Raw genomic sequence first — 21,375 nt, forward strand, 5'->3', positions numbered from 1 at the left:
CCACATCCTCTCTTTTTTAGAGTATCCAACTTCTATTATAGATTTCATTTATTGGAAAGAAAAGATTGGTATAAGTTAATACATGTAAAATTCAGATTAGAGAAAATCGTTATAGGGAATTATTTTCATATATGTTGACGTTAAGTAGTCAGAGATGTAAACTACAACTAACTTCATCTTGTTAGTATGTTAGCGAACTAAAGTAAAAGCGGGGTGCAATTGATGACAGTACCATTTGTTTTTGAAAAACCACTCGGGATGCGAGATACGCTACCGGTATTATATGACCTTAAAGCAACCATCCGTCAGAGAATTCAAGGCGTTACGGAAACATGGGGGTATCGTTTTATGAATACTCCGACGTTAGAGTATTATGAAACTGTTGGAGATGCCTCGGCCATTCTCGATCAACAATTGTTCAAGTTACTGGATCAGCGTGGTCAAACTCTTGTGTTGCGTCCTGATATGACAGCGCCAATCGCGAGGGTTGCAGCATCTAGTTTAAAGCATGAGCCGTTTCCACTTAGACTTGCGTATGATTCCAATGTCTTCCGAGCTCAGGAAGATGAAGGTGGAAAGCCGGCTGAGTTCGAACAAATCGGTGTGGAACTGATCGGTGACGGTACAACAAGTGCCGATGCTGAAGTTATTGCTTTGATGGCAGAAGTTCTAAACAAAGCAGGATTAGAGGAATATCAGATTGCGATCGGTCACGTAGGTTTTATTCAGGAACTCTTTCTGTCGATCGTAGGGAATGAGGATCGTGCAGCGACGTTAAGGCGCTTTTTATATGAAAAGAACTATGTGGGTTATCGCCAACATGTGAGAGAAATGGCGCTTTCGAGTATCGATCAAAAGCGACTGATGGCACTCCTTACATTAAGAGGGGATGGATCGAAGCTATCTGAGGCGATCGAGCTCCTTCCGACTGACAAAGGAGAAAAGGTTCTTAGTGACCTTCGAACACTCTTAGAATCGTTAGACTCATACGGTGTGGCTCATCGAGTGAAATTTGATTTCACGCTCGTTAGCCATATGAGTTACTATACGGGCGTTGTTTTTGAAGGGTATGCAAATAATCTTGGTGTGCCTCTAAGCAACGGAGGACGTTACGATGAGTTATTATCTCGTTTTAATCGACCAGCTCAAGCCACTGGGTTTGGAATAAGACTTGATCACCTTGCTGAAGCACTGAATCCGCAGCGAGAAGAGTTGCTTCCGGCTGCGATTATTTTTAGTCCTGAAAGAAAAAAAGAAGCGATTCAACAAGCAACGGAAAGACGTTCGAATGGTGAAAGGGTCGTTATGCAAGAATTAAGCGGCGTAAAAGACCTTGATGCATACTCTGAAGGATTTGAAGATGTCGTTTATTTGATCGGTAAGAACGGAAGGGGGACGAAGTAATGCTAACGATGGCGATGCCAAAAGGGCGTATCTTCGAAGAAGCGGTTGGCTTACTTCGTCGCGCCGGTTACAAGTTACCTCCTGAATTTGATGATTCTAGAAAGCTAATCCTTGAAATAGAAGAAGAAAATATGCGTTTTATACTGGCTAAACCGATGGATGTTCCAACATATGTTGAACATGGTGTTGCGGATGTAGGGATTGCTGGCAAAGACGTTATGCTTGAAGAAGAGAGAAATGTATACGAAGTATTAGATTTGAAAATCAGCGATTGTTACCTCGCTGTTGCGGGGATTACAGACAAGCCTGTAACGGGAGTAGCACCAAAGATCGCTACAAAGTATCCGAATGTCGCATCTAATTATTTTAGAGAGCAGGGAGAGCAAGTAGAAATCATAAAGCTAAACGGATCGATTGAACTTGCTCCTCTTATCGGATTAGCGGATCGAATTGTGGATATTGTATCGACAGGACGGACGTTAAGAGAGAACGGCCTTATGGAAACCGCATTTATTGAGCCAATTACTTCCCGCTTCATCGTAAATCCGGTTAGTTATCGGACGAAGGATCGCGTGATCGATGATATGGTAGAGCGTTTGTCGGCTGTTGTTGAAGGAGTAGATGATTATGAAAATCGTTAATATGAATCAAGGTGTTTCGATTAAACGTTCGATCGAAGAAGGAACTGATGAACAGCGTCAGGTTGTTTTATCAATACTCGACCAGGTGAAAAGAAATGGTGATCAAGCTGTTTCGACGTTTACGAAAACATTTGATGGAGCAGAATTAAATGATTTTCGTGTTTCTACTACTGAAATCAATCAAGCTTACAATGACGTGTCCGATGAAATCGTCTCAGTTATCAGACAAGCTGCTACTAATATCAAAACGTTCCATGAGCAGCAACGACGTCAATCCTGGTTCACAACTTCAGAAGATGGTAGTATGTTAGGTCAAAAAATAACGCCGTTAGATTCTGTTGGGGTGTATGTACCTGGTGGAAAAGCTGCCTATCCTTCATCGGTTTTAATGAATGTGATTCCTGCTTCTGCGGCAGGTGTTGAACGGATTGCGATGGTTACTCCTCCTGCTGCGGATGGTAAAGTGCCGGCAGGTGTATTAGTAGCTGCGAATGAAGTAGGTGTAACGGAGATCTTCAAAGTAGGAGGAGCACAAGCGGTAGCTGCACTCGCTTATGGGACAGAGACAATTCAAGCTGTTGATAAAATTGTAGGTCCCGGAAACATATACGTTGCGCTCGCAAAGCGCGAAGTGTTTGGATTAGTTGATATCGATATGATTGCTGGACCAAGTGAAATCGTTGTGCTTGCTGATGATAGCGCTAAAGCTTCTTATGTAGCTGCAGATTTATTGTCACAAGCTGAGCATGATGAGCGCGCAAGTGCAGTACTCGTAACAAATTCAATGACACTAGCTGAATCTGTTCAAAAAGAAGTAAGAAAGCAGCTCGAACAATTACCTCGAGCAGAAATAGCTTCAAAGTCTATTGAAGATTTTGGTGTGATCTATGTAGTGGACGATCTTGTTAGTGGAGTTGAGGCAGTGAATGAGCTTGCACCTGAGCACCTTGAAGTACTCGTGCAAAATCCAATGACACTTCTAGGGAAGATTCGCCATGCTGGAGCGATCTTCTTAGGACCGTATAGCTCAGAGCCTGTTGGTGACTATTTTGCTGGTCCAAACCATGTATTACCGACAAATGGCACGGCACGCTTTTCAAGTCCACTTTCTGTTGACGATTTCATTAAGAAATCGAGTGTGATTTCTTATAGTAAAGAGGCGTTAATGAAAAATGGTAAGAGTATTGCGGCGCTTGCCAAATTGGAAGGGCTAGATGCTCACGCACGCGCGATTGAACTTCGATTGGAGGACATGTGATGACTGATGAAAGAACGTATTCTATTTCAAGGGAGACTTCTGAAACTTCTATTAATCTAACGTTTGGGGTAGATGGCGAAGGAAAATCAGAATTAGAGACAGGAGTTCCTTTTTTAACACATATGCTGGATTTGTTCACGAAACACGGGAAATTTGATCTTTCATTAACCGCGAACGGCGATACTGAGATCGATGATCACCACACAACAGAGGACATTGGGATTTGTCTTGGAGAGACGATTCGACATGCATTAGGAACAAAAGAGGGAATTAGAAGGTATGGGAATGCATTCGTTCCGATGGACGATGCCCTTGCACAAGTTGTTGTAGACCTTAGTAATCGCCCTCACCTTGAATATCGTGTTGAATTGCCAGCAGATCGCGTAGGCACATTTGATACCGAGTTAGTGCATGAATTTCTTTGGAAACTTGCTCTTGAAGCTCGTATGAATCTCCATGTCATCGTCCACTACGGACACAATACACACCATATTATAGAAGCGATTTTCAAAGCGCTAGGCCGCGCTTTGGATGAAGCTACGCTACTTGACCCGCGTGTGAAAGGCGTGCCTTCCACAAAGGGGATGCTATAATGATTGGCATTATCGACTATGGAATGGGGAATTTATATAGTGTTAGCAAGGCGCTTGAGCGACTAGGGTTCGACTATTTCGTATCTGAAGAGGAAGAAGAGCTAGCGAAAGCCACTGGTTTGTTGTTACCTGGAGTTGGTTCATTTCGTGATGCGATGGCTATGTTGGTTGAGACTGGTTTAAAAGCATTCATCGAAAGAGAAGTTGAAGCCGGAAAACCTTTGCTTGGTATTTGCCTTGGAATGCAGCTTCTCTTCGAGGGAAGTGTTGAAAATGGAGAGACGCCTGGATTTTCTTTTTTACCTGGTAAAGTGAAAAAGTTCCCTTATAAAGATCAATCGGGTCACGTTTATAAAATCCCTCATATGGGTTGGAATAAACTGACGAGACAACAACCAGAATCTTTCCTTTTGAAAGAGGTATCTGATGAGCATGTGTACTTCGTGCATTCTTACTACGTTGATACAGATGACCGAGATGTTCTTCTCGCAACCTCAGATTATAGTGAAGAAGTTCCAGCGGTTGTTGGAAAAAGAAATGTATTTGGGACACAATTTCATCCCGAGAAAAGCAGTCATGCCGGTTTAAAGATACTCAAAAACTATGCAGAATATGTGGAAAGGAATGACATATAGAATGACCTTTACCATCTATCCAGCAATCGATATACGTGGAGGGAAATGTGTTCGCCTTCTTCAGGGTGATTATAATCAGGAAACAATTTATGGAGATTCTCCATTTGAAATGGCAAGTAAATTTGCAAACGATGGGTCAGAATGGATTCACATGGTAGATCTTGACGGGGCGAAAGCGGGTAAAAGAATCAATGATCACCATGTTCTAAAAGTGGCTCAGGAGCTTGATGCAAAGGTTCAAATAGGCGGTGGAATCCGAACAGAAGAAGATGTCGCTTACTACCTTGATAACGGAGTTGATCGCGTTATTCTCGGAAGTAGTGCGATTTCCCATCCGGATTTTGTCAAGAAAATGCTTTCTCGTTATAAAGAAAAGATTGCGATTGGAATCGATGCACGTGACGGATACGTGGCCGTTGAAGGCTGGTTGAAAACATCTGAAATCAAAGCTGTAGACCTAGGTAAAGAACTTGCTGAACATGGTGCTGAAGTTTTCATTTTTACAGACATCACAAAAGATGGCATGCTTTCAGGTCCTAATATTGAGGCAATCGCTGAACTTGGTGAGGCTACTGGTAAGGAAGTGATTGCTTCCGGTGGTGTTAGTACTCTTGAAGACCTCTCAAATCTTCGGAGCAGAAGTGAATCGATCAGCGGAGCTATCGTAGGGAAAGCATTATATACGAACAAGTTCACACTAAAACAAGCTCTGGAGGTTTAGCCATGTTAACGAAGCGGATCATTCCATGCCTCGATGTTAAAGATGGTCGAGTTGTAAAAGGTGTTCAGTTTGTCGGCCTTCGCGATGCGGGTGATCCCGTAGAGCTTGCAAGAGTCTATGATCAAGAGGGAGCAGATGAGCTTGTGTTCTTGGATATCTCTGCTTCTCACGAAGGTAGAGAAACGATGGTAGATGTCGTGCGACAAGTAGCGGCGGAACTTGCAATCCCCTTTACTGTTGGTGGAGGAATCAATAAGTTAGAAGATATGAAGCGCGTCTTGCGTGCTGGGGCTGACAAAGTATCGATGAACACAGCAGCAGTACTAAGGCCTGAATTGATTAGCGAAGGCGCTGATTATTTTGGAACACAGTGTATGGTTGTCGCCATCGATGCAAAGTGGGAGCCGGAATTAAACTCATGGCGTGTATACACACATGGTGGTCGCACCCAAACAGAGTGGGACGCGATCGACTGGGCGAAAACAGCGCAAGAAATGGGTGCAGGTGAAATCCTACTTACAAGCATGAATGCAGATGGTAGTAAGGAAGGGTTTGACTTAGCACTTACGAAAGCGATAGGTGAAGCAGTAACGATTCCGATCATCGCTTCAGGGGGAGCTGGTTCAGCGGAAGATTTTCTAGAGGTGTTCCGTGAAGCGCAAGCAGATGCAGCTCTAGCGGCTTCAATCTTCCATTACAAAGAAACATCAGTGTCTCAAGTAAAAAATCTTCTTAAAGATAATGGGGTGGCGATTCGATGAATATAGATACTATCACGTTTGATGAAAAAGGACTTGTTCCAGCGGTCGTGCAGGATGCAGTAAGCAAAGAAGTGCTCACCCTCGCATATATGAATGAAGAGTCGCTTAAGAAAACCATTGCAACGAGAGAAACATGGTTTTACAGTCGTTCTCGCGCAGAGCTTTGGCATAAAGGGGAAACTTCCGGCAATACTCAAGAAGTTGTTGATCTACGATATGATTGTGACCAGGACACTGTACTCGTGCTCGTTAAACCGGCTGGCCCTGCTTGTCATAAAGGTGATTACTCCTGTTTCTCCGATTCATTGATGAATGAAGAGGTGAAACCTGTAGAGAATCGTTATGCGATAGTGAACACTCTTGAAAGTATTATTGCTAAGCGTCACGCAGAGCGACCTGAGGGAGCTTATACGACATATCTTTTTGATGAAGGTGTAGATAAAATCCTTAAGAAAGTCGGTGAAGAGGCTTCAGAAGTAATCATTGCCGCAAAGAATAGGGATAAAGAAGAGTTAACATGGGAATCAGCGGACCTCTTATTCCATTTGATGGTATTACTTCGTGAACAAGACTGCCCTCTTGACGATGTATTAGAGGTTCTCGAGAAGCGACACGATTCATGAAACCTTTTCGAAAGTTAATCGTATTTAACCTAAAGACGATTAAGAAGAGGAGAGAGCGGTTATGTTCGTTGGGTTCTTATTTGTTGGACTTGCAATCGGCCTGATTTTTGGGCAGCCTGGCCCTGGTGTTTTGCTAGGTATGGGAGTTGGATTTATCGCACAAAAGTTAATGGAGCGTAAAGAGAACATGTGGAAGTAAAACAAGCGATACACGTTCGTCAGACTGCCGGTTTGTTTCGGCAGTCTTTTCTTTGGTTCTAGTCATGGAACATTCATTCTTTCATAGATTTTTCCTACACGATTGGAAACAGATGTATGTTATACTTTTGAACGGACATGACTGGTATAGAACTATTTTTAGAAAGTAATGGGGGAAAACATGAGGAAAGAACTTCATGCTTCTTCGGACATAAAAGGCCGTTTGATTCCGTTCGTGCAGAACGGAGATTATTTTTTTAAGAAGGCAATGCGTGCCTATCAACAACGGAACCTTGATAAAGCAAGACAGCATCTCGAAAGAGCTGTAAAGCTTGAGCCCGAAGAGGTCGATTATATATGTCAATTGGCGGCGGTCCTTGCAGAATTAGGCGAATATGAAGCATCGAATAATTGGCTGACGTTTGTTCTTGATGATCTTGATCCTGACTTATATGAATGCTATTTCTTTCTAGCAAACAACTATGCTCATATGGGACTGTTTCAACAAGCAGAAAAGCATGCAAATACTTATCTTTCGAATGAGCCGGATGGTGAGTTTCTTGAAGATGCAGAAGAACTTGTAGAACTGATTTCATTTGAGCAAGAAGAAGCTGTACCTGGAGAATTAGGCGAAGAAAGCCTCATCCAGGAACATGAAGAAGCCAGAGGTGCGATTGAATCAGGAAGATTTACAGAAGCAATCGAACTTTTGGAAAATATGACTGGTGTTTATACTGAATTTTGGCCTGCATATAATAATTTGGCACTAGCCTATTTTTATAACGAGCAGTATGATGAAGCGATTCAGGTTCTCGATCTGGTGTTAACCAAAAATGAGGGGAATTTAAACGCGGTTTGTAACCTTGCTATATTTTATGATTTCCTTGGGCAGCACGTTAAGCGGGATGTCATGGTCGAAAGGCTCAAGAACGTTTATCCGATTCACGTTGACCATCGATACAAACTAGGTAGCACGCTAGGATTCCTTGAAGAGCATAAGTTAGCTTACTACTGGTTAAGAAAAGTAGAAGTGACGCGCCCAGAATGGAATGTTCCATTCTATCACTGGTTAGCAGTATCTGCTTTTCACCTTAAGCAACCTGAAGTCGCAAAGCGGTACTGGGAAAAAATAAAGCAGCTTGATTCTACGAATGAGATTGCAATTTCTCATCTCGATGCATTGAGTGAAGGTACATTGACGACTGACCGGATCAACTATCGTCTCCAAGCTCCAAGGGATGTAAGGGATAGTGTGCAGAAGCATGATTATCATGCACGAATGACACATTTAATGCTCCTTTATACGAAGAGAGACCCTGCAGGAGCTTCCATTCTTCAATCTTATTGTAAAAGTAAGGATGAACCACTCCTTATTAAAGAGCTATCTGCCTATATTGCACTTACTCTTTCGGGTGAAGAGGTTAGTATTCATGAGCAGGATCAAGTTGTCACGATGAAGACCTACAGTGATTTTGCAGAACATGTCACGGCAGGTATGCGTGTCATTGCTGAGCTTGAGCAATCTTATTTAACTGATGCTGAATTACATGAGCTCATTTCTACCGTGTGGTTACCTTGCTATGTTAAGCTACAACGTAATAAAGAGTTCTTTCAAAATTCAAAAGGAATTGCTGCGGCGATGCTATATATGTGGAAGAAGTTAAACGCGATGGAAGTATCACAGTCTGAAGTTGCTAAGATATTTAATATATCTAGTTCAACTGTGCATGCCTATCGGAAGAAACTTACGAACCTATTGGCGAAAAGAGAACTATAAGCAACCTGGTAGACTTTCCTTTTAACATCAGTTAGTATACTAGATAAGAAATATTACTTTTTAATAATTAATATAAATAGATTTTGACGTGAGGGAAGTGAAACACATGAGTGAAGAAATATATGATGTAATTATTGTTGGCGCTGGACCTGCAGGAATGACTGCAGCTGTCTATACTTCTCGCGCAAACCTTGACGTTTTGATGATTGAGCGTGGGATTCCAGGTGGCCAGATGGCTAATACAGAAGATGTTGAAAACTATCCAGGATTCGATCATATCCTAGGACCAGATCTTTCAACAAAAATGTTCGAGCACGCTAAGAAATTTGGTGCGCAATATCAATACGGTGATGTGAAAGAAATCAGAGATGATAAAGACTACAAGACCGTTGTCTCAGGCAACCAGGAGTTCCGAGGTAAGGCTGTCATCGTAACGAGCGGTGCAGAATATAAGAAACTTGGCGTTCCAGGTGAAGCAGAGTATAGTGGTCGTGGGGTTTCTTACTGTGCAGTATGTGATGGAGCATTCTTTAAGAACAAAGAACTAGTCGTTGTAGGTGGCGGAGATTCTGCTGTTGAGGAAGGCGTATATCTAACTCGCTTTGCTTCAAAAGTAACGATCGTTCACCGTCGAGATCAGCTTCGTGCTCAAAAAATTCTCCAACAGCGTGCGTTTGATAATGAGAAGATCGATTTCATTTGGAACCACACCGTGAAAGAAATCGCAGGAGAGAATGGCAAAGTGAGTAAGACTGTTCTTGTGAACACAGAAACAGGAGAAGAAAGAGACTTTGAAGCAGATGGTGTCTTTATCTATATCGGTATGCTTCCATTGAACCAGGCAGTAAAAGGCTTAAACATTATTAATGAAGAAGGTTACATTGTTACTGATGAACAGATGGCTACAGAAGTGCCAGGAATCTTCGCAGCTGGAGATATCCGTGACAAAATGCTTCGCCAAATTGTAACTGCAACTGGTGATGGTAGTATCGCTGCTCAATCTGTTCAGCATTATATCGAAACCCTTGAAGACGCTAATAAGAAATCACTCGTCTAAGTTCGACAAAAAGCGGGTGGTGCCTGTTACGAAGAGGCGTAATTCGCTTTTAACTCTGCTGTAACAGCTATGAAATAATGATGGGGTACAATATAAATAGATTTGACCCCCTTTTAAAATAGTTACTTTTTGCACGGGCATGACTTAGCCCGTGCTCTTTTTTTTGGCTATAATCCACTTACATTGTTCATGCTAAACAATCATAGTATACTATGATTAGAAATTTAGATGATTGTACGGTTTAAGGGAGAAGCCCTGTACAAAAAGTAGATGCCGAATTGAGGTGACAATTGTGCAACGTGTAACAAACTGTATTTTATTTGACGAACCTAATAATCGAGTTCTACTCCTACAAAAGCCAAGACGTGGTTGGTGGGTTGCACCTGGTGGAAAGATGGAATCAGAAGAATCGATCCGAGATTCGGTGATTAGGGAGTTCCGAGAAGAAACTGGTGTTTATCTAAAAGATCCCAAGCTAAAGGGGATTTTTACGTTTATTATTAAAGAGAATGATGTTATTAAATCAGAATGGATGATGTTTACGTTCCTCTCCACTAAATATGATGGAGAACCTGTTGAGCAATCTTCCGAAGGGAAAGTAGCTTGGATAAACTCAGAGGATGTTAGTGAGCTACCGATGGCCCCTGGGGACTATCATATTCTCGATTACATGATGAAGGGCCACGGCATTATTTATGGAACCTTTACCTATACACCTGACTTCAAACTGCTTTCTTATCGACTAGATCCATCGTAATACATCTAATTGCCATATTATAATCCGAGAAATGAGAAATGGAGTGGGGAGAATGGCCGAACTTATAGATAAACGAATTCATATGGTCATTATTACTGGAATGAGCGGTGCCGGAAAAACGGTAGCGATGCAGTGTTTTGAAGATATGGGATATTTCTGTATCGATAATTTACCTCCAGCATTGTTACCGAAATTTGTTGAAATGATCGAAAACTCCGAAGGGAAACTAGACAAAGTTGCTCTAGTCATGGATTTACGAGGTGGGGATTTCTTTGAGCATCTGTTAGAAGCAGTAGATTTACTTCGCACGAATGACCGATTAGATGCTGAAATTCTGTATCTTGATTCTAGTGACTCAGCGCTTGTTAGACGATATAAAGAGACGAGGCGATCTCACCCACTCGCTCCAGAAGGACTCCCTCTTGAAGGAATAAAAGTAGAGCGGGAGATGCTTGAAGAGCTGAAAGGACGTTCTCAGCAAATCATTGATACAAGCGATATAAAGCCTATTCAGCTTAGAGAAAAAATCATGGATCGTTTCTCCTCAAATGAAAAAGAAAACTTTGGTGTAAATGTGATGTCTTTTGGTTTTAAATACGGCATTCCAATTGACGCTGACCTCGTTTTCGACATTCGATTTTTACCTAATCCTCATTATGTTGACCACTTGCGTCCCAAAACAGGAGTAGATGAAGAAGTATCGAATTATGTATTTAAGTGGAAAGAAACACAGACGTTTTTGAATAAGCTAATCGATATGCTGGCATACATGCTTCCGCAATATAAAAGGGAAGGCAAAAGTCAGCTTGTCATCGGCATTGGATGTACTGGAGGAAAGCATCGATCTGTTGCTTTCGCGGAACACATCGGCCATCATTTTGAATCAGAATATCGAACGAATATTACACACAGGGATATTGAAAAAGGAAAGGGTCGCAAATAATATGACAGACACAAAACTTCCGAAGGTTGTTGTAATTGGTGGAGGCACCGGCCTTTCGGTATTGCTTCGTGGACTTAAGACATTCCCAGTCGATATTACGGCTATCGTCACTGTAGCTGATGATGGTGGGAGCTCTGGTCGCTTACGTGATGAGTTTGATATCCCTCCACCTGGTGATGTGCGAAACGTAATAACTGCCTTAGCTGAGGTCGAACCATTGTTAGAAGGCTTAATGCAGCATCGTTTCAAAAATGGTAACGGGTTATCAGGTCATTCACTTGGAAATCTCATGCTAGCTGCTATGACGGACATTACGGGAGACTTCGTCCAAGGCGTTCGGGAGATGTGTCGCGTTCTTAATGTGCGAGGGAAAGTCCTTCCAGCTTCGAATCAAAGTGTGGTCCTACATGCTGAAATGCGAGATGGAACGTTCGTAAAAGGTGAATCTCAAATTCCGAAAATGAATAAAACCATTAAGAAAGTTTTTCTATCACCTCCTGGAATAAAAGCTTTGCCAGACTCTTTGGATGCGATTCGAAACGCTGATTTAATCGTGCTTGGACCAGGTAGTCTTTATACGAGCATACTACCAAACTTGCTTGTTCCTGGTATTGCAGATGAAATTAGTCAATCCAATGCTCGTAAAGTGTATGTGTGTAACGTAATGACCCAGCAAGGTGAAACAGAAAATTATACTGCAAGTGACCATGTACAGGCACTCATTGATCATATTGACCACAAACTTATTGAAACGATTATTGTAAACAAACAAGTAATTCCACCCTATTACGCAAAGCGTTATGCAAAAGAGCATGCAGAAGTTGTGCAATATGACGAAAATAGGCTAAAGAGCTTTGGTTTTGAAGTAATCAGTGATAAAATTATTCAATATGATGAGAAGTATGTACGTCACGATGCCATTAAAATCTCTTCTATTCTATTATCTTTATTAGAAAAGAAGAAATAATGGTAATGGGTCAATGGGCCCCTGCATGGTAAAGGGGGGATAGCGATGTCATTTGCTGCCGATACAAAGAAAGAATTAACACAGCTCGAAAGTAAACCGTGCTGCTCGAGGTCAGAACTCGCAGCCCTTATCAGGATGAACGGATCGATATCATTTGGAAACAGACAATTGATTCTTAATATTCCCACTGAACATGCTGCGATTGCGAGAAGAATTTATACGCTTATCAAACGACTATATAATTACGATGTGGAATTACTTGTACGTAAGAAGATGCGTCTCAAGAAGAATAATGTCTATATCGTTCGTGTGTCTGCTAAAGCAAGAGATCTACTTGAAGATCTTGGAATTATGGACAATGCGTTCATGTTCACGAGAACAATCCCGAGTGATTTTACAAAGCGAGCCTGTTGCAAACGGGCATACTTAAGAGGTGCTTTTCTCGCAGGAGGGTCGATCAATCACCCAGAAACCTCCTACCATTTAGAGATATTTTCGATGTATGAAGAGCATACCGAGTCGTTGTGTGAGCTTATGAATCAGTTCGATCTGAATGCCAAAATGCTCGAGCGGAAAAAAGGATATATCGTTTATATTAAAGAAGGCGAAAAAATCACAGAGTTTTTAAGTGTAGTAGGTGCTCACCAGGCGCTACTGTACTTTGAAGACGTACGAATTATGAAAGATATGCGAAACTCAGTTAATCGTATCGTGAATTGTGAGACCGCCAATTTAAATAAAACAGTTGGTGCTGCATTCCGACAGGTGGAAAACATTCGATTTATTCAGAATGAAGTTGGGTTAGAAATCCTTCCTGATAAATTAAGAGAAATTGCTGAACTAAGAGTTAAGCACCAGGATGTAACCCTTAAGGAACTTGGAGAAATGTTAACTGGAGGTGCGATCAGTAAGTCTGGAATCAATCATAGGCTGCGTAAGATCGACCAGTTAGCTGAAAAGCTCCGTGCAGGGAAACCAATAACATAAGCGTTAGAAAAGAAAAGCCTGCGCGAGTGGTGCGGGCTTGATTTTCTATAAGGCGTCTTGATTCTACTTAAACATAAAAATATCCATGAAGTTTATAATTCAAATTAAATGGAATCCTGTTGAGAGAATCTGAATAAATGAATAAAGAAGGGCATATACTTATTTTTTTTCATTATTTAAGATAGCGCTTTCTTACAAGAGAATAAAGGCTTTATGAATTAAGGAGGAATGGAAAAGTGGTTCAAAAAGAAGTTGTTGTTACGTTAGAAACAGGATTACAAGCAAGACCTGCCGCACTTTTTGTACAAGAGGCAAATCGATATAACTCCGATATCTTTCTTGAAAAAGACGGTAAAAAAGTTAATGCGAAGAGTATTATGGGGATCATGAGTCTTGCAGTAGGCTCTGGCTCTTCTGTTGTGATTACAGTTGATGGAAATGATGAAGAGGAAGCTGTATCCTCTCTCATTGAGTTCATTCAAAAAGATTAAAGAAAAAAGGTTGCCGTGACGGCAACCTTTTTGTTTACTATGCTTTTTTCTCCATAACTTCATCGATCAAGCCGTATTCTTTCGCTTCATTTGCTTCCATGAAACGGTCACGATCAGTATCTCGGTCGATTGTGTCTAGAGGTTGACCAGTACGCTCTGCAAGAATTTTGTTAAGCTTCTCACGCATTTGGATAATACGCTTCGCATGGATTTCAATATCAGAAGCTTGACCTTGCGTACCACCTAGTGGTTGGTGAATCATTACTTCACTGTTTGGAAGAGCATAACGTTTACCTGGCTCACCAGCCGCAAGTAGGAATGCTCCCATTGATGCAGCCATTCCGATACAGATGGTAGACACTTTTGGTTTAATGAATTGCATTGTATCGTAGATTGCCATTCCAGCTGTGATTGATCCACCTGGGCTATTGATGTAAAGAGAGATATCTTTGTCTGGATCTTCTGCAGCAAGGAAAAGAAGCTGTGCTACGACTGCGTTAGAAACGTTGTCGTCGATTGCCGTTCCAAGCATAATAATGCGGTCCTTAAGAAGACGAGAGTAGATGTCATAAGCTCTTTCACCGCGGTTTGTTTGTTCGATAACCGTTGGAATTAATACCATTAAAAATTCCTCCCTTATATTCATTCAAATATGTAGTTGCTGTAAGTTCATCATACCGAAAAGGTCAATATAGGTCAAATAAAGTGCTGTTCTTTTTAACCATTTATTTTGAAGCTACTCATTAGCTGCTTCTACATACCTCCATTTTCCCCGCTATCACTCGTTTTAAACAGAACGAACCTGTCTTTTTTTAAATCGATGATCAGTTAAAAAGTAGCCTGCAATTCTTCTCTCAACTAGGTTTCTAATTTGGACTGATGTATACCGATATGTTTGGTTGTATCCGCGACAGTAGACTAGATAAACGACCATATCTTCCTTAGTATCCTGAACTGAAGCAGTGATGTTTTGCCTATGAAGAACTGACTTTGCATCCTTTAGGTCTGTTGAAGCTAGAGAAAAAGCCTGGTTGATCAGTTCCAAATAAGGGCGTGGAAGCTTCATCTTAGAGTGATTAATCCATGCAGCATCGAGTTCCAGTACCTTTTTAACATAAGGAAGCAATAAATAATCCCGAACAGCACTTGCTTCCTCTTTATTTAATCGGAACATGATCTTCACCGCCTATAAGAACATATGTTTGATATTACAATACTATGAGACGAATGAGACGTCAAGAACCCACTCGTTCCGATTGGTTGAAGACGCAAAAAATCCCCTTCCAGATGAAAGGGGATTAGAATTATGTAATTGGTGCGCCCGGAGGGATTCGAACCCCCGACAGACGTGGTACCGGAAACCACCGCTCTATCCTACTGAGCTACGGGCGCATATGTTGAGCGCAAGGATTATTATACGTGAACGGTATTTTTTTTGCAAGGTGATTTTTTGGTTGAAAGTGACAAACACTAAGGCTATAAATATGGTGAAAGTAGGGGTTTTGTTGAAGGTAAAACGTGAAGAAAGTAAGTCATTAAGTGATGCGATCGATCGTATTACTGAGGGACTTGAGAAGGTCGTTGAATTGTACAATGAATCAGAAGAAGACGAGCCATTGATTCAATTTGAACCTAAAGTGATAGAAACCATTGAGAATGCGAAGAAGGTGTACGGAACTCAGGTCGTTACGACAAAGCTGAATAACGTTGTGAAAGAGATGCTTAGTTGGTTGGATCTTGAAGAAGAAAAACAAGTCAAAAAAAAGAGTGAACCTTGTCCACTCTTGAAAATTAGAGATTATTGCTTCTTAACGGGCTTGTCATTTTCTCGGTCAACTGGTTTTTTGCTTGCTCCATTCATCGTATGCTTTAAGCCTGAATGCATACCAGAAGCGCATAACCCTAGCCAGAGTCCAATTAAAAAGGCTTTTTTGAAATCCGGGTCAATATAAATATAGCTCATGACGATTCCTACCCCAACTGAAAGCAAAGGAAGAAACCTAGCCGGAAAACCAAACACCTTAAAAAGTTGGACAATTCCAATGATGATTGGAAGCAAAGCAATACCATATACAGTTAAATCCATGGTTTTTGCCTCCTTTTTTTCTCTCTGTATAGCAGTGTATGTCGAATCATAGGGGATTGAGTGGGCGCATTGCTTATTTTTATGAAAAGGAGGCACATAACTTGGTAAATGATTGAAAATTCAGGTCATTATCGTTTTCCTCATACCATAAGCTGAATCAATATAGTATGATAAAGGTGGAGGGATTGCGATGGAATTAGGATTAATACAAAAACAGACAACGCAACTCGTAATGACAACTCAATTGCGTCAGGCAATAGCCATTCTTCAATATTCGACTATAGAGTTGATGGAATATATTAAAGAAGAGGCGCTTGAGAATCCTCTTATTGAACTCCAGACGCCGTCATGGGAAGCAGGCATTCGTTTGAAAAACTCATACGGGGGCGAACGCACTGATCCGCTAGACTATGTAGCAGAACGAGGAAAAAGTTTGAACGATGAGCTCCATGAACAAGTGCGATGTTTGAATCTATCGCATCACCAAGCAAAGGTTATCCATTATTTGATAGATAATATAGATGAAACTGGATACTTACTAACTCGCGATCAAGAGGTTATCTCACAGTTTCGATTGACTGATCGTGAATTTGAAGATGCCGTTCATGTATTGCAATCACTTGAGCCAGGAATTGGTGGCCGTAATTTAGGGGAGTGTCTTTGTTTACAGATTCATTCCACTTCGCCTATCGATATGCTTGCTCGTAAGCTTGCAAGAGAAAATTTGAAAGCGCTAGCACAAAGGAAGTTTCGAGAGCTTTCAAAAGAATATCAAGTGAACCTTGAGGATATTCAATTAGCATCGGATGTTATCGCTAGGCTAGATCCAAGGCCAGGGTTAAAGTGGTATACGGATAAAACACATTACGTTGCCCCGGACATCATTATTCAAGAGAATGATGGAACATACACGATTAAATTACTAGATGATGATTTGCCCTCTATGAAAATAAGCAAAGCCTACCAATCGTTTGAAAAAGGCGAAGTAGCTCATTATATAAGAGGTAAATATCAGCAAGTCAACTGGCTGATAAAGAGTATTGAACAGCGGAAACAAACGCTACGCTCGATTATGGAGGTATTCATAGCGCGTCAAAGTCCCTTTCTTCAAACGGGACTCAGCGAACTGAAGCCATTCACGCTTAAGGAAGTAGCTATTGAAGCAGGTGTGCATGAATCAACAGTCAGTCGAGCGATCAAGAACAAGTATGTTCAAACTCCTCATGGTCTATTTGCATTAAAAGAGTTGTTTACTTCACGTTTAGCTGGAGAAACAGATGGTGGAACATCATCCTCTAGTGTGAAAATATTGATAAAAGAGTTTATTGAACAAGAAGATAAGAAGAAGCCACTGTCCGATCAGAAAATCGTGGAGGCTCTTCATATACAAAAAGGTATCAAGGTATCGAGACGAACAATCGCGAAATATCGTGAAGAATTAAACATACCTGGCTCATCAATGAGGAAACGTTTTTTATAGGCATTCGTCCGCAGGAAAGTAAGCATTCAAATTCCTAAGGTATAGGGAGAATATAGACTAGGGTGTTTCTACAAGGTAACAGCTGCAACGCAGCTGTTTCTTTGCGTGGTTTATTTGTGAAAGGTTAGAATGGTATTGGAAAGGGGTTTAAGTAATGAGTAAAACGGTTATGTTATACACGAAAGAGACGTGCCCTCTTTGTGATGAAGCTTATTCGATTCTTGAGGATCTTCAAACTGAAGTGGATTTCACGATCGAATCAGTAGATATCTATCAGAACGATGCATTGCTTGAGAAGTTTATGGTGATGATTCCGGTAGTTGAAGTAGATGGTGAAATCGTAGATTATGGCCGAATATCAAGAAAAAATATAAGAAAACGCTTACTTTAAAATTTTCAGTATAACATAGTTGCCCATGTAGTTGGCAACTGCTACAATGAAATTTGTAAGACGTTCTTTTTTTGATTCAGGTGGGACTGAAAATGTCTGACCGGGACATAATACGTCTCATGAAGAAAAAAAGGACTGCAGGGGAGACGAACAATGCGCTCATTACTCGCACTTCAACAAAAACTATTACCAGACCTTCTAGAAGTCATGAACAAGCGTTACCGTGTTCTCAGGCAACTGAGACTCACGCAGCCTATTGGACGTAGAAGTCTAGCGAACAATCTGGATATAACAGAAAGAGTTCTTAGGAGTGAAGTGACTTTCCTGAAAGATCAAGGTTTGCTTGATATGTCGATTCAGGGCATGCAGCTTACTGAGGAGGGTGAGCAACTATTAATGGAGCTCGAACCTGTTATGAACGAAGTTTCTGGTCTTGATAACTTGGAAGAACAGTTAAAAGACAAACTTGGTATTCCAGAAGTACTTATTGTACCCGGTGATAGCGATGTGACTCCCTGGGTAAAGAAAGAGATGGGCAGAGCCGCTGTGGGACGCCTCAAAAGGTTTCAGCTTCAAAGTAAGGTTATAGCTGTTACTGGCGGTACCACACTCGCGAGTGTTGCTGATATGATGATTCCCTCTCCAGATATGGATGGAACATTATTCGTACCGGCACGTGGTGGTCTTGGCGAACAGGTTGAAAACCAGGCTAACACAATTTGCGCGAAGATGGCACGAAAAGCCCATACAGATTATCGTTTGCTTCATGTTCCAGATCAACTTAGTGAAGAAGCATACCAGTCATTAATCGAAGAGCCAGGCGTCAAGGAAATCCTTGAGATTATCAAATCTGCCAGTATTGTGGTTCATGGGATTGGAGATGCTAAAACAATGGCTGTGCGGCGTAAATCAACAAGTGAGGTTTTAGAGAAAATCGAACAAAACCAAGCTGTTGCGGAGGCGTTTGGATACTATTTCAACCAATCCGGAGATGTTGTACACAAAGTGAAAACCATTGGACTACAGTTAGAAGATTTAGAACGAAGTGAGCTGGTTATTGCGGTTGCAGGTGGCCATTCAAAAGCAAATGCGATTGAGGCTTATCTGAAAACTGGCATTCAAAGCATCCTCGTCACTGATGAGGGAGCAGCAAAAGCGTTACTAGAGGGAAATTCCCTTTAATAAATAAAATTATAAGATACCTCGGGAAACGAGGAACATTCAAGGAGGAATTATACAATGGCAACAAAAGTAGGTATTAACGGTTTTGGACGTATCGGACGTAACGTATTTCGTGCAGCACTTAATAACCCAAATGTAGAAGTCGTAGCAGTTAACGACCTTACAGATGCAAACATGCTTGCACACCTTCTAAAATACGATACAATTCACGGTGAACTTAACGTTGAAGTTGAAGTTAACGGTGAGAACCTTGTAGTTAACGGTTCAGAAATCAAAGTTCTTTCTGAGCGCGACCCTGCACAACTTGGTTGGGGAGACCTTGGAGTAGATGTAGTTGTTGAATCTACTGGTCGCTTCACAAACCGTGAAGACGCTGCTAAGCACCTTGAAGCAGGCGCTAAAAAAGTTGTCATCTCTGCTCCAGCTAAGAACGAAGATATCACAGTTGTTCTTGGTGTTAACGAAGACAAGTACGATGCAGAAAATCATCACGTACTTTCAAACGCTTCATGTACAACTAACTGTCTAGCACCAGTTGCTAAAGTATTGAACGACAAGTTCGGTATTAAGCGTGGTCTTATGACAACAGTTCACTCTTACACGAACGATCAGCAAATTCTTGATCTTCCACATAAAGATTATCGTCGTGCTCGTGCAGCTGCTGAAAACATCATTCCAACATCAACAGGCGCTGCTAAAGCAGTATCTCTAGTACTTCCTGAGCTTGACGGTAAGTTGAATGGTATGGCTATGCGTGTACCAACTCCTAACGTATCAATCGTAGACTTAGTAGCAGAGCTTGATGCAGACGTTACAGTTGATGACGTTAACGCTGCTCTAAAAGAAGCTGCTGAAGGTGACCTTAAAGGATACCTTGGTTACAGCGAAGAGCCACTAGTATCAAAAGATTACAACGGTAACCCTCATTCTTCAATCGTAGATGCAATTTCTACAATGAACATTGATGGTAATATGGTTAAAGTTGTTTCTTGGTACGACAACGAGTGGGGTTATTCTAGCCGTGTAGTAGATCTAGTCGACTACATTGCATCAAAAGGGCTATAATAGGAATTGTGAATAGTGGGGGAGGAAGTCAGGAGCCTTCCTCCTTTTCCATTGGTTTTTTTAGCTCTGTTTTAGGATAAATAATCAGTACGCCACATTTTATGTGAGTATTTTATCCTCATTAAAACGTGCAAAGGAGGAATCCCCGTATGAACAAGAAATCGATTCGTGACGTAGCTTTGCAAGGTAAAACGGTATTTTGCCGCGTTGATTTCAACGTACCTATGGATAAGGGTAACGTCACAGATGAAACACGCATTAAAGCAGCACTTCCTACAATTCAGTATCTTTCTGAACAGGGAGCGAAGGTGATTCTGGCAAGTCATCTTGGTCGTCCAAAAGGTGAGGCTGTTGCTGAACTTCGTCTAGATCCTGTTGCTGATCGCCTAAGCGACCTTATTGGTAAAACAGTTACTAAAACGGACGCAGTTTATGGTGATGAAGTGAATCGTGCAATCGGAGATCTTCAAGAAGGCGAACTTCTATTGATCGAAAACGTACGTTTCGAAGCTGGCGAAGAGAAGAATGACGCTGACCTTGCAAAAGAATTTGCTAATATGGCAGATCTTTTTGTAAATGATGCATTTGGAGCTGCTCACCGTGCACATGCTTCAACTGAAGGTATCGCTCATCATATTCCTGCGGTAGCTGGTTTCTTAATGGAGAAAGAGCTTGAAGTACTTGGTAGTGCGCTAACAGAACCTTCTCGCCCATTCACAGCGATCGTTGGAGGAGCGAAAGTAAAAGATAAGATCGGCGTTATCGATCACTTGCTTGATAAAGTGGACAACCTGATCATCGGTGGCGGTCTTGCTTATACATTCGTTAAAGCTCTTGGCCATGAAATTGGTAAATCTCTTCTTGAAGAAGATAAGATTGAGCTTGCAAGGTCATTCATGGATAAAGCGAAAGAAAAAGGCGTTAATTTCTATATGCCACAGGACGTTATCATTGGCGATGATTTCTCAAACGATGCGAATACGAAAGCTGTAAGCATCGAAGAAATCCCTTCTGACTGGGAAGCTCTTGATATCGGACCGAAAACAAGAGAAACGTACAAAAACGTTATTCAAGATTCCAAGCTAGTTATTTGGAATGGCCCTATGGGTGTATTTGAACTTGATGTTTATGCAAATGGTACGAAAGCAGTAGCAGAAGCACTTGCTGATGCGAACGATACTTATTCAATTATCGGCGGCGGTGACTCCGCAGCAGCTGTTGAGAAGTTTGGCTATGCAGATCGTATGAGCCATATCTCTACTGGCGGCGGTGCATCTCTTGAGTTTATGGAAGGGAAAGACCTTCCTGGAGTCGTTGCACTAAACGATAAATAAATTACATTACTACCAAAAGGATGG

The 21,375-nt window shown here is 41.4% G+C and carries 24 protein-coding genes and 1 tRNA gene; 22 read left to right on the forward strand and 3 right to left on the reverse strand.

Translation table 11 applies throughout. The features are described 5' to 3' along the window. Nucleotides 1–222 precede the first annotated feature (222 nt). The 16 genes from SJY16_RS03750 (at nt 223) to SJY16_RS03825 (ending at nt 13,813) form a co-directional block, all read left to right on the forward strand. Entirely contained in the window at nt 223–1,404 is a 1,182-nt protein-coding gene (locus tag SJY16_RS03750; protein WP_377887741.1) for an ATP phosphoribosyltransferase regulatory subunit, read from the forward strand. Then, entirely contained in the window at nt 1,404–2,045 is a 642-nt protein-coding gene (gene hisG, locus SJY16_RS03755; protein ID WP_377887742.1) for an ATP phosphoribosyltransferase, read from the forward strand. The genes SJY16_RS03750 and hisG overlap by 1 nt, the downstream gene beginning before the upstream one ends. Next, nucleotides 2,032–3,303 carry a histidinol dehydrogenase gene (hisD, locus tag SJY16_RS03760; RefSeq protein ID WP_377887743.1) on the forward strand — a complete coding sequence of 424 codons (1,272 nt, stop codon included), beginning with the start codon at nt 2,032–2,034 and terminating at the stop codon, nt 3,301–3,303. Before hisG ends, hisD begins: the two co-directional genes overlap by 14 nt. Then, nucleotides 3,303–3,896 (forward strand): imidazoleglycerol-phosphate dehydratase HisB, encoded by a 594-nt coding sequence (hisB, locus tag SJY16_RS03765; protein WP_377887744.1) that lies wholly within the window; start codon nt 3,303–3,305, stop codon nt 3,894–3,896. Before hisD ends, hisB begins: the two co-directional genes overlap by 1 nt. Beyond that, entirely contained in the window at nt 3,896–4,531 is a 636-nt protein-coding gene (hisH, locus tag SJY16_RS03770; RefSeq protein ID WP_377887745.1) for an imidazole glycerol phosphate synthase subunit HisH, read from the forward strand. The genes hisB and hisH overlap by 1 nt, the downstream gene beginning before the upstream one ends. A gap of 1 nt (nt 4,532) precedes the next feature. Continuing rightward, the gene (gene hisA, locus SJY16_RS03775) at nt 4,533–5,252 is read left to right on the forward strand and encodes a 1-(5-phosphoribosyl)-5-[(5-phosphoribosylamino)methylideneamino]imidazole-4-carboxamide isomerase (RefSeq protein WP_377892047.1); all 720 of its coding nucleotides are present in this window, start codon (nt 4,533–4,535) and stop codon (nt 5,250–5,252) included. 2 nt (nt 5,253–5,254) lie between these two features. Next, entirely contained in the window at nt 5,255–6,013 is a 759-nt protein-coding gene (hisF, locus tag SJY16_RS03780) for an imidazole glycerol phosphate synthase subunit HisF (protein ID WP_377887746.1), read from the forward strand. Beyond that, nucleotides 6,010–6,636 (forward strand): bifunctional phosphoribosyl-AMP cyclohydrolase/phosphoribosyl-ATP diphosphatase HisIE, encoded by a 627-nt coding sequence (gene hisIE / locus SJY16_RS03785; RefSeq protein ID WP_377887747.1) that lies wholly within the window; start codon nt 6,010–6,012, stop codon nt 6,634–6,636. The genes hisF and hisIE overlap by 4 nt, the downstream gene beginning before the upstream one ends. A 61-nt stretch (nt 6,637–6,697) precedes the next feature. Further along, complete coding sequence (locus SJY16_RS03790; RefSeq protein WP_377887748.1) at nt 6,698–6,835, forward strand: hypothetical protein; 138 nt, start codon at nt 6,698–6,700, stop codon at nt 6,833–6,835. Nucleotides 6,836–7,015: 180 nt separating this feature from the next. Beyond that, the gene (locus SJY16_RS03795; RefSeq protein ID WP_377887749.1) at nt 7,016–8,611 is read left to right on the forward strand and encodes a tetratricopeptide repeat protein; all 1,596 of its coding nucleotides are present in this window, start codon (nt 7,016–7,018) and stop codon (nt 8,609–8,611) included. A 106-nt stretch (nt 8,612–8,717) separates the two neighbouring features. Beyond that, nucleotides 8,718–9,668, forward strand: a complete 951-nt coding sequence (gene trxB / locus SJY16_RS03800) for a thioredoxin-disulfide reductase (protein WP_377887750.1) — start codon at nt 8,718–8,720, stop codon at nt 9,666–9,668. Nucleotides 9,669–9,951: 283 nt separating this feature from the next. Then, the gene (locus SJY16_RS03805) at nt 9,952–10,425 is read left to right on the forward strand and encodes an 8-oxo-dGTP diphosphatase (protein WP_377887751.1); all 474 of its coding nucleotides are present in this window, start codon (nt 9,952–9,954) and stop codon (nt 10,423–10,425) included. A 52-nt stretch (nt 10,426–10,477) separates the two neighbouring features. Next, nucleotides 10,478–11,368, forward strand: a complete 891-nt coding sequence (gene rapZ / locus SJY16_RS03810; RefSeq protein ID WP_377887753.1) for an RNase adapter RapZ — start codon at nt 10,478–10,480, stop codon at nt 11,366–11,368. Nucleotide 11,369: 1 nt separating this feature from the next. Next, nucleotides 11,370–12,335: a gluconeogenesis factor YvcK family protein gene (locus SJY16_RS03815; RefSeq protein WP_377887754.1), complete on the forward strand. Its 966-nt coding sequence runs from the start codon at nt 11,370–11,372 to the stop codon at nt 12,333–12,335. Nucleotides 12,336–12,380: 45 nt separating this feature from the next. Then, on the forward strand, nt 12,381–13,322 hold the full coding sequence (whiA, locus tag SJY16_RS03820; RefSeq protein WP_377887755.1) for a DNA-binding protein WhiA: 942 nt from the start codon (nt 12,381–12,383) through the stop codon (nt 13,320–13,322). A gap of 236 nt (nt 13,323–13,558) precedes the next feature. Further along, the gene (locus SJY16_RS03825; RefSeq protein WP_377887756.1) at nt 13,559–13,813 is read left to right on the forward strand and encodes an HPr family phosphocarrier protein; all 255 of its coding nucleotides are present in this window, start codon (nt 13,559–13,561) and stop codon (nt 13,811–13,813) included. Between the two features lie 37 nt (nt 13,814–13,850). On the opposite strand, the gene clpP is transcribed toward SJY16_RS03825, so the two are convergent. The 3 genes from clpP to SJY16_RS03840 form a co-directional block, all read right to left on the reverse strand. Then, entirely contained in the window at nt 13,851–14,435 is a 585-nt protein-coding gene (gene clpP / locus SJY16_RS03830) for an ATP-dependent Clp endopeptidase proteolytic subunit ClpP (RefSeq protein WP_377887757.1), read from the reverse strand. A gap of 165 nt (nt 14,436–14,600) precedes the next feature. Beyond that, on the reverse strand, nt 14,601–14,987 hold the full coding sequence (locus SJY16_RS03835) for a YhjD family protein (protein WP_377887758.1): 387 nt from the start codon (nt 14,985–14,987) through the stop codon (nt 14,601–14,603). Between the two features lie 139 nt (nt 14,988–15,126). Continuing rightward, nucleotides 15,127–15,205 (reverse strand) — tRNA-Arg (locus SJY16_RS03840). 68 nt (nt 15,206–15,273) lie between these two features. Between SJY16_RS03840 and SJY16_RS03845 the strand changes: the two genes are divergently transcribed. From SJY16_RS03845 to SJY16_RS03870, 6 genes are all read left to right on the forward strand, one after another. Next, nucleotides 15,274–15,765 carry a hypothetical protein gene (locus SJY16_RS03845; protein ID WP_377892048.1) on the forward strand — a complete coding sequence of 164 codons (492 nt, stop codon included), beginning with the start codon at nt 15,274–15,276 and terminating at the stop codon, nt 15,763–15,765. Nucleotides 15,766–16,089: 324 nt separating this feature from the next. Beyond that, a complete protein-coding gene (gene rpoN, locus SJY16_RS03850; RefSeq protein ID WP_377887759.1) occupies nt 16,090–17,379 on the forward strand; it encodes an RNA polymerase factor sigma-54 in 1,290 nt (429 codons plus the stop codon). Nucleotides 17,380–17,533: 154 nt separating this feature from the next. Then, the gene (locus SJY16_RS03855; RefSeq protein WP_377887760.1) at nt 17,534–17,770 is read left to right on the forward strand and encodes a glutaredoxin family protein; all 237 of its coding nucleotides are present in this window, start codon (nt 17,534–17,536) and stop codon (nt 17,768–17,770) included. Between the two features lie 153 nt (nt 17,771–17,923). Then, nucleotides 17,924–18,952 (forward strand): sugar-binding transcriptional regulator, encoded by a 1,029-nt coding sequence (locus SJY16_RS03860; protein ID WP_377887761.1) that lies wholly within the window; start codon nt 17,924–17,926, stop codon nt 18,950–18,952. Between the two features lie 57 nt (nt 18,953–19,009). Beyond that, nucleotides 19,010–20,017: a type I glyceraldehyde-3-phosphate dehydrogenase gene (gap, locus tag SJY16_RS03865; protein WP_377887762.1), complete on the forward strand. Its 1,008-nt coding sequence runs from the start codon at nt 19,010–19,012 to the stop codon at nt 20,015–20,017. A gap of 149 nt (nt 20,018–20,166) precedes the next feature. After that, a complete protein-coding gene (locus SJY16_RS03870) occupies nt 20,167–21,351 on the forward strand; it encodes a phosphoglycerate kinase (protein ID WP_377887763.1) in 1,185 nt (394 codons plus the stop codon). Nucleotides 21,352–21,375: the final 24 nt, after the last annotated feature.

This window comes from Alkalihalobacillus sp. R86527, from assembly GCF_042466185.1.
Lineage (GTDB): Bacteria > Bacillota > Bacilli > Bacillales > Guptibacillaceae > Guptibacillus.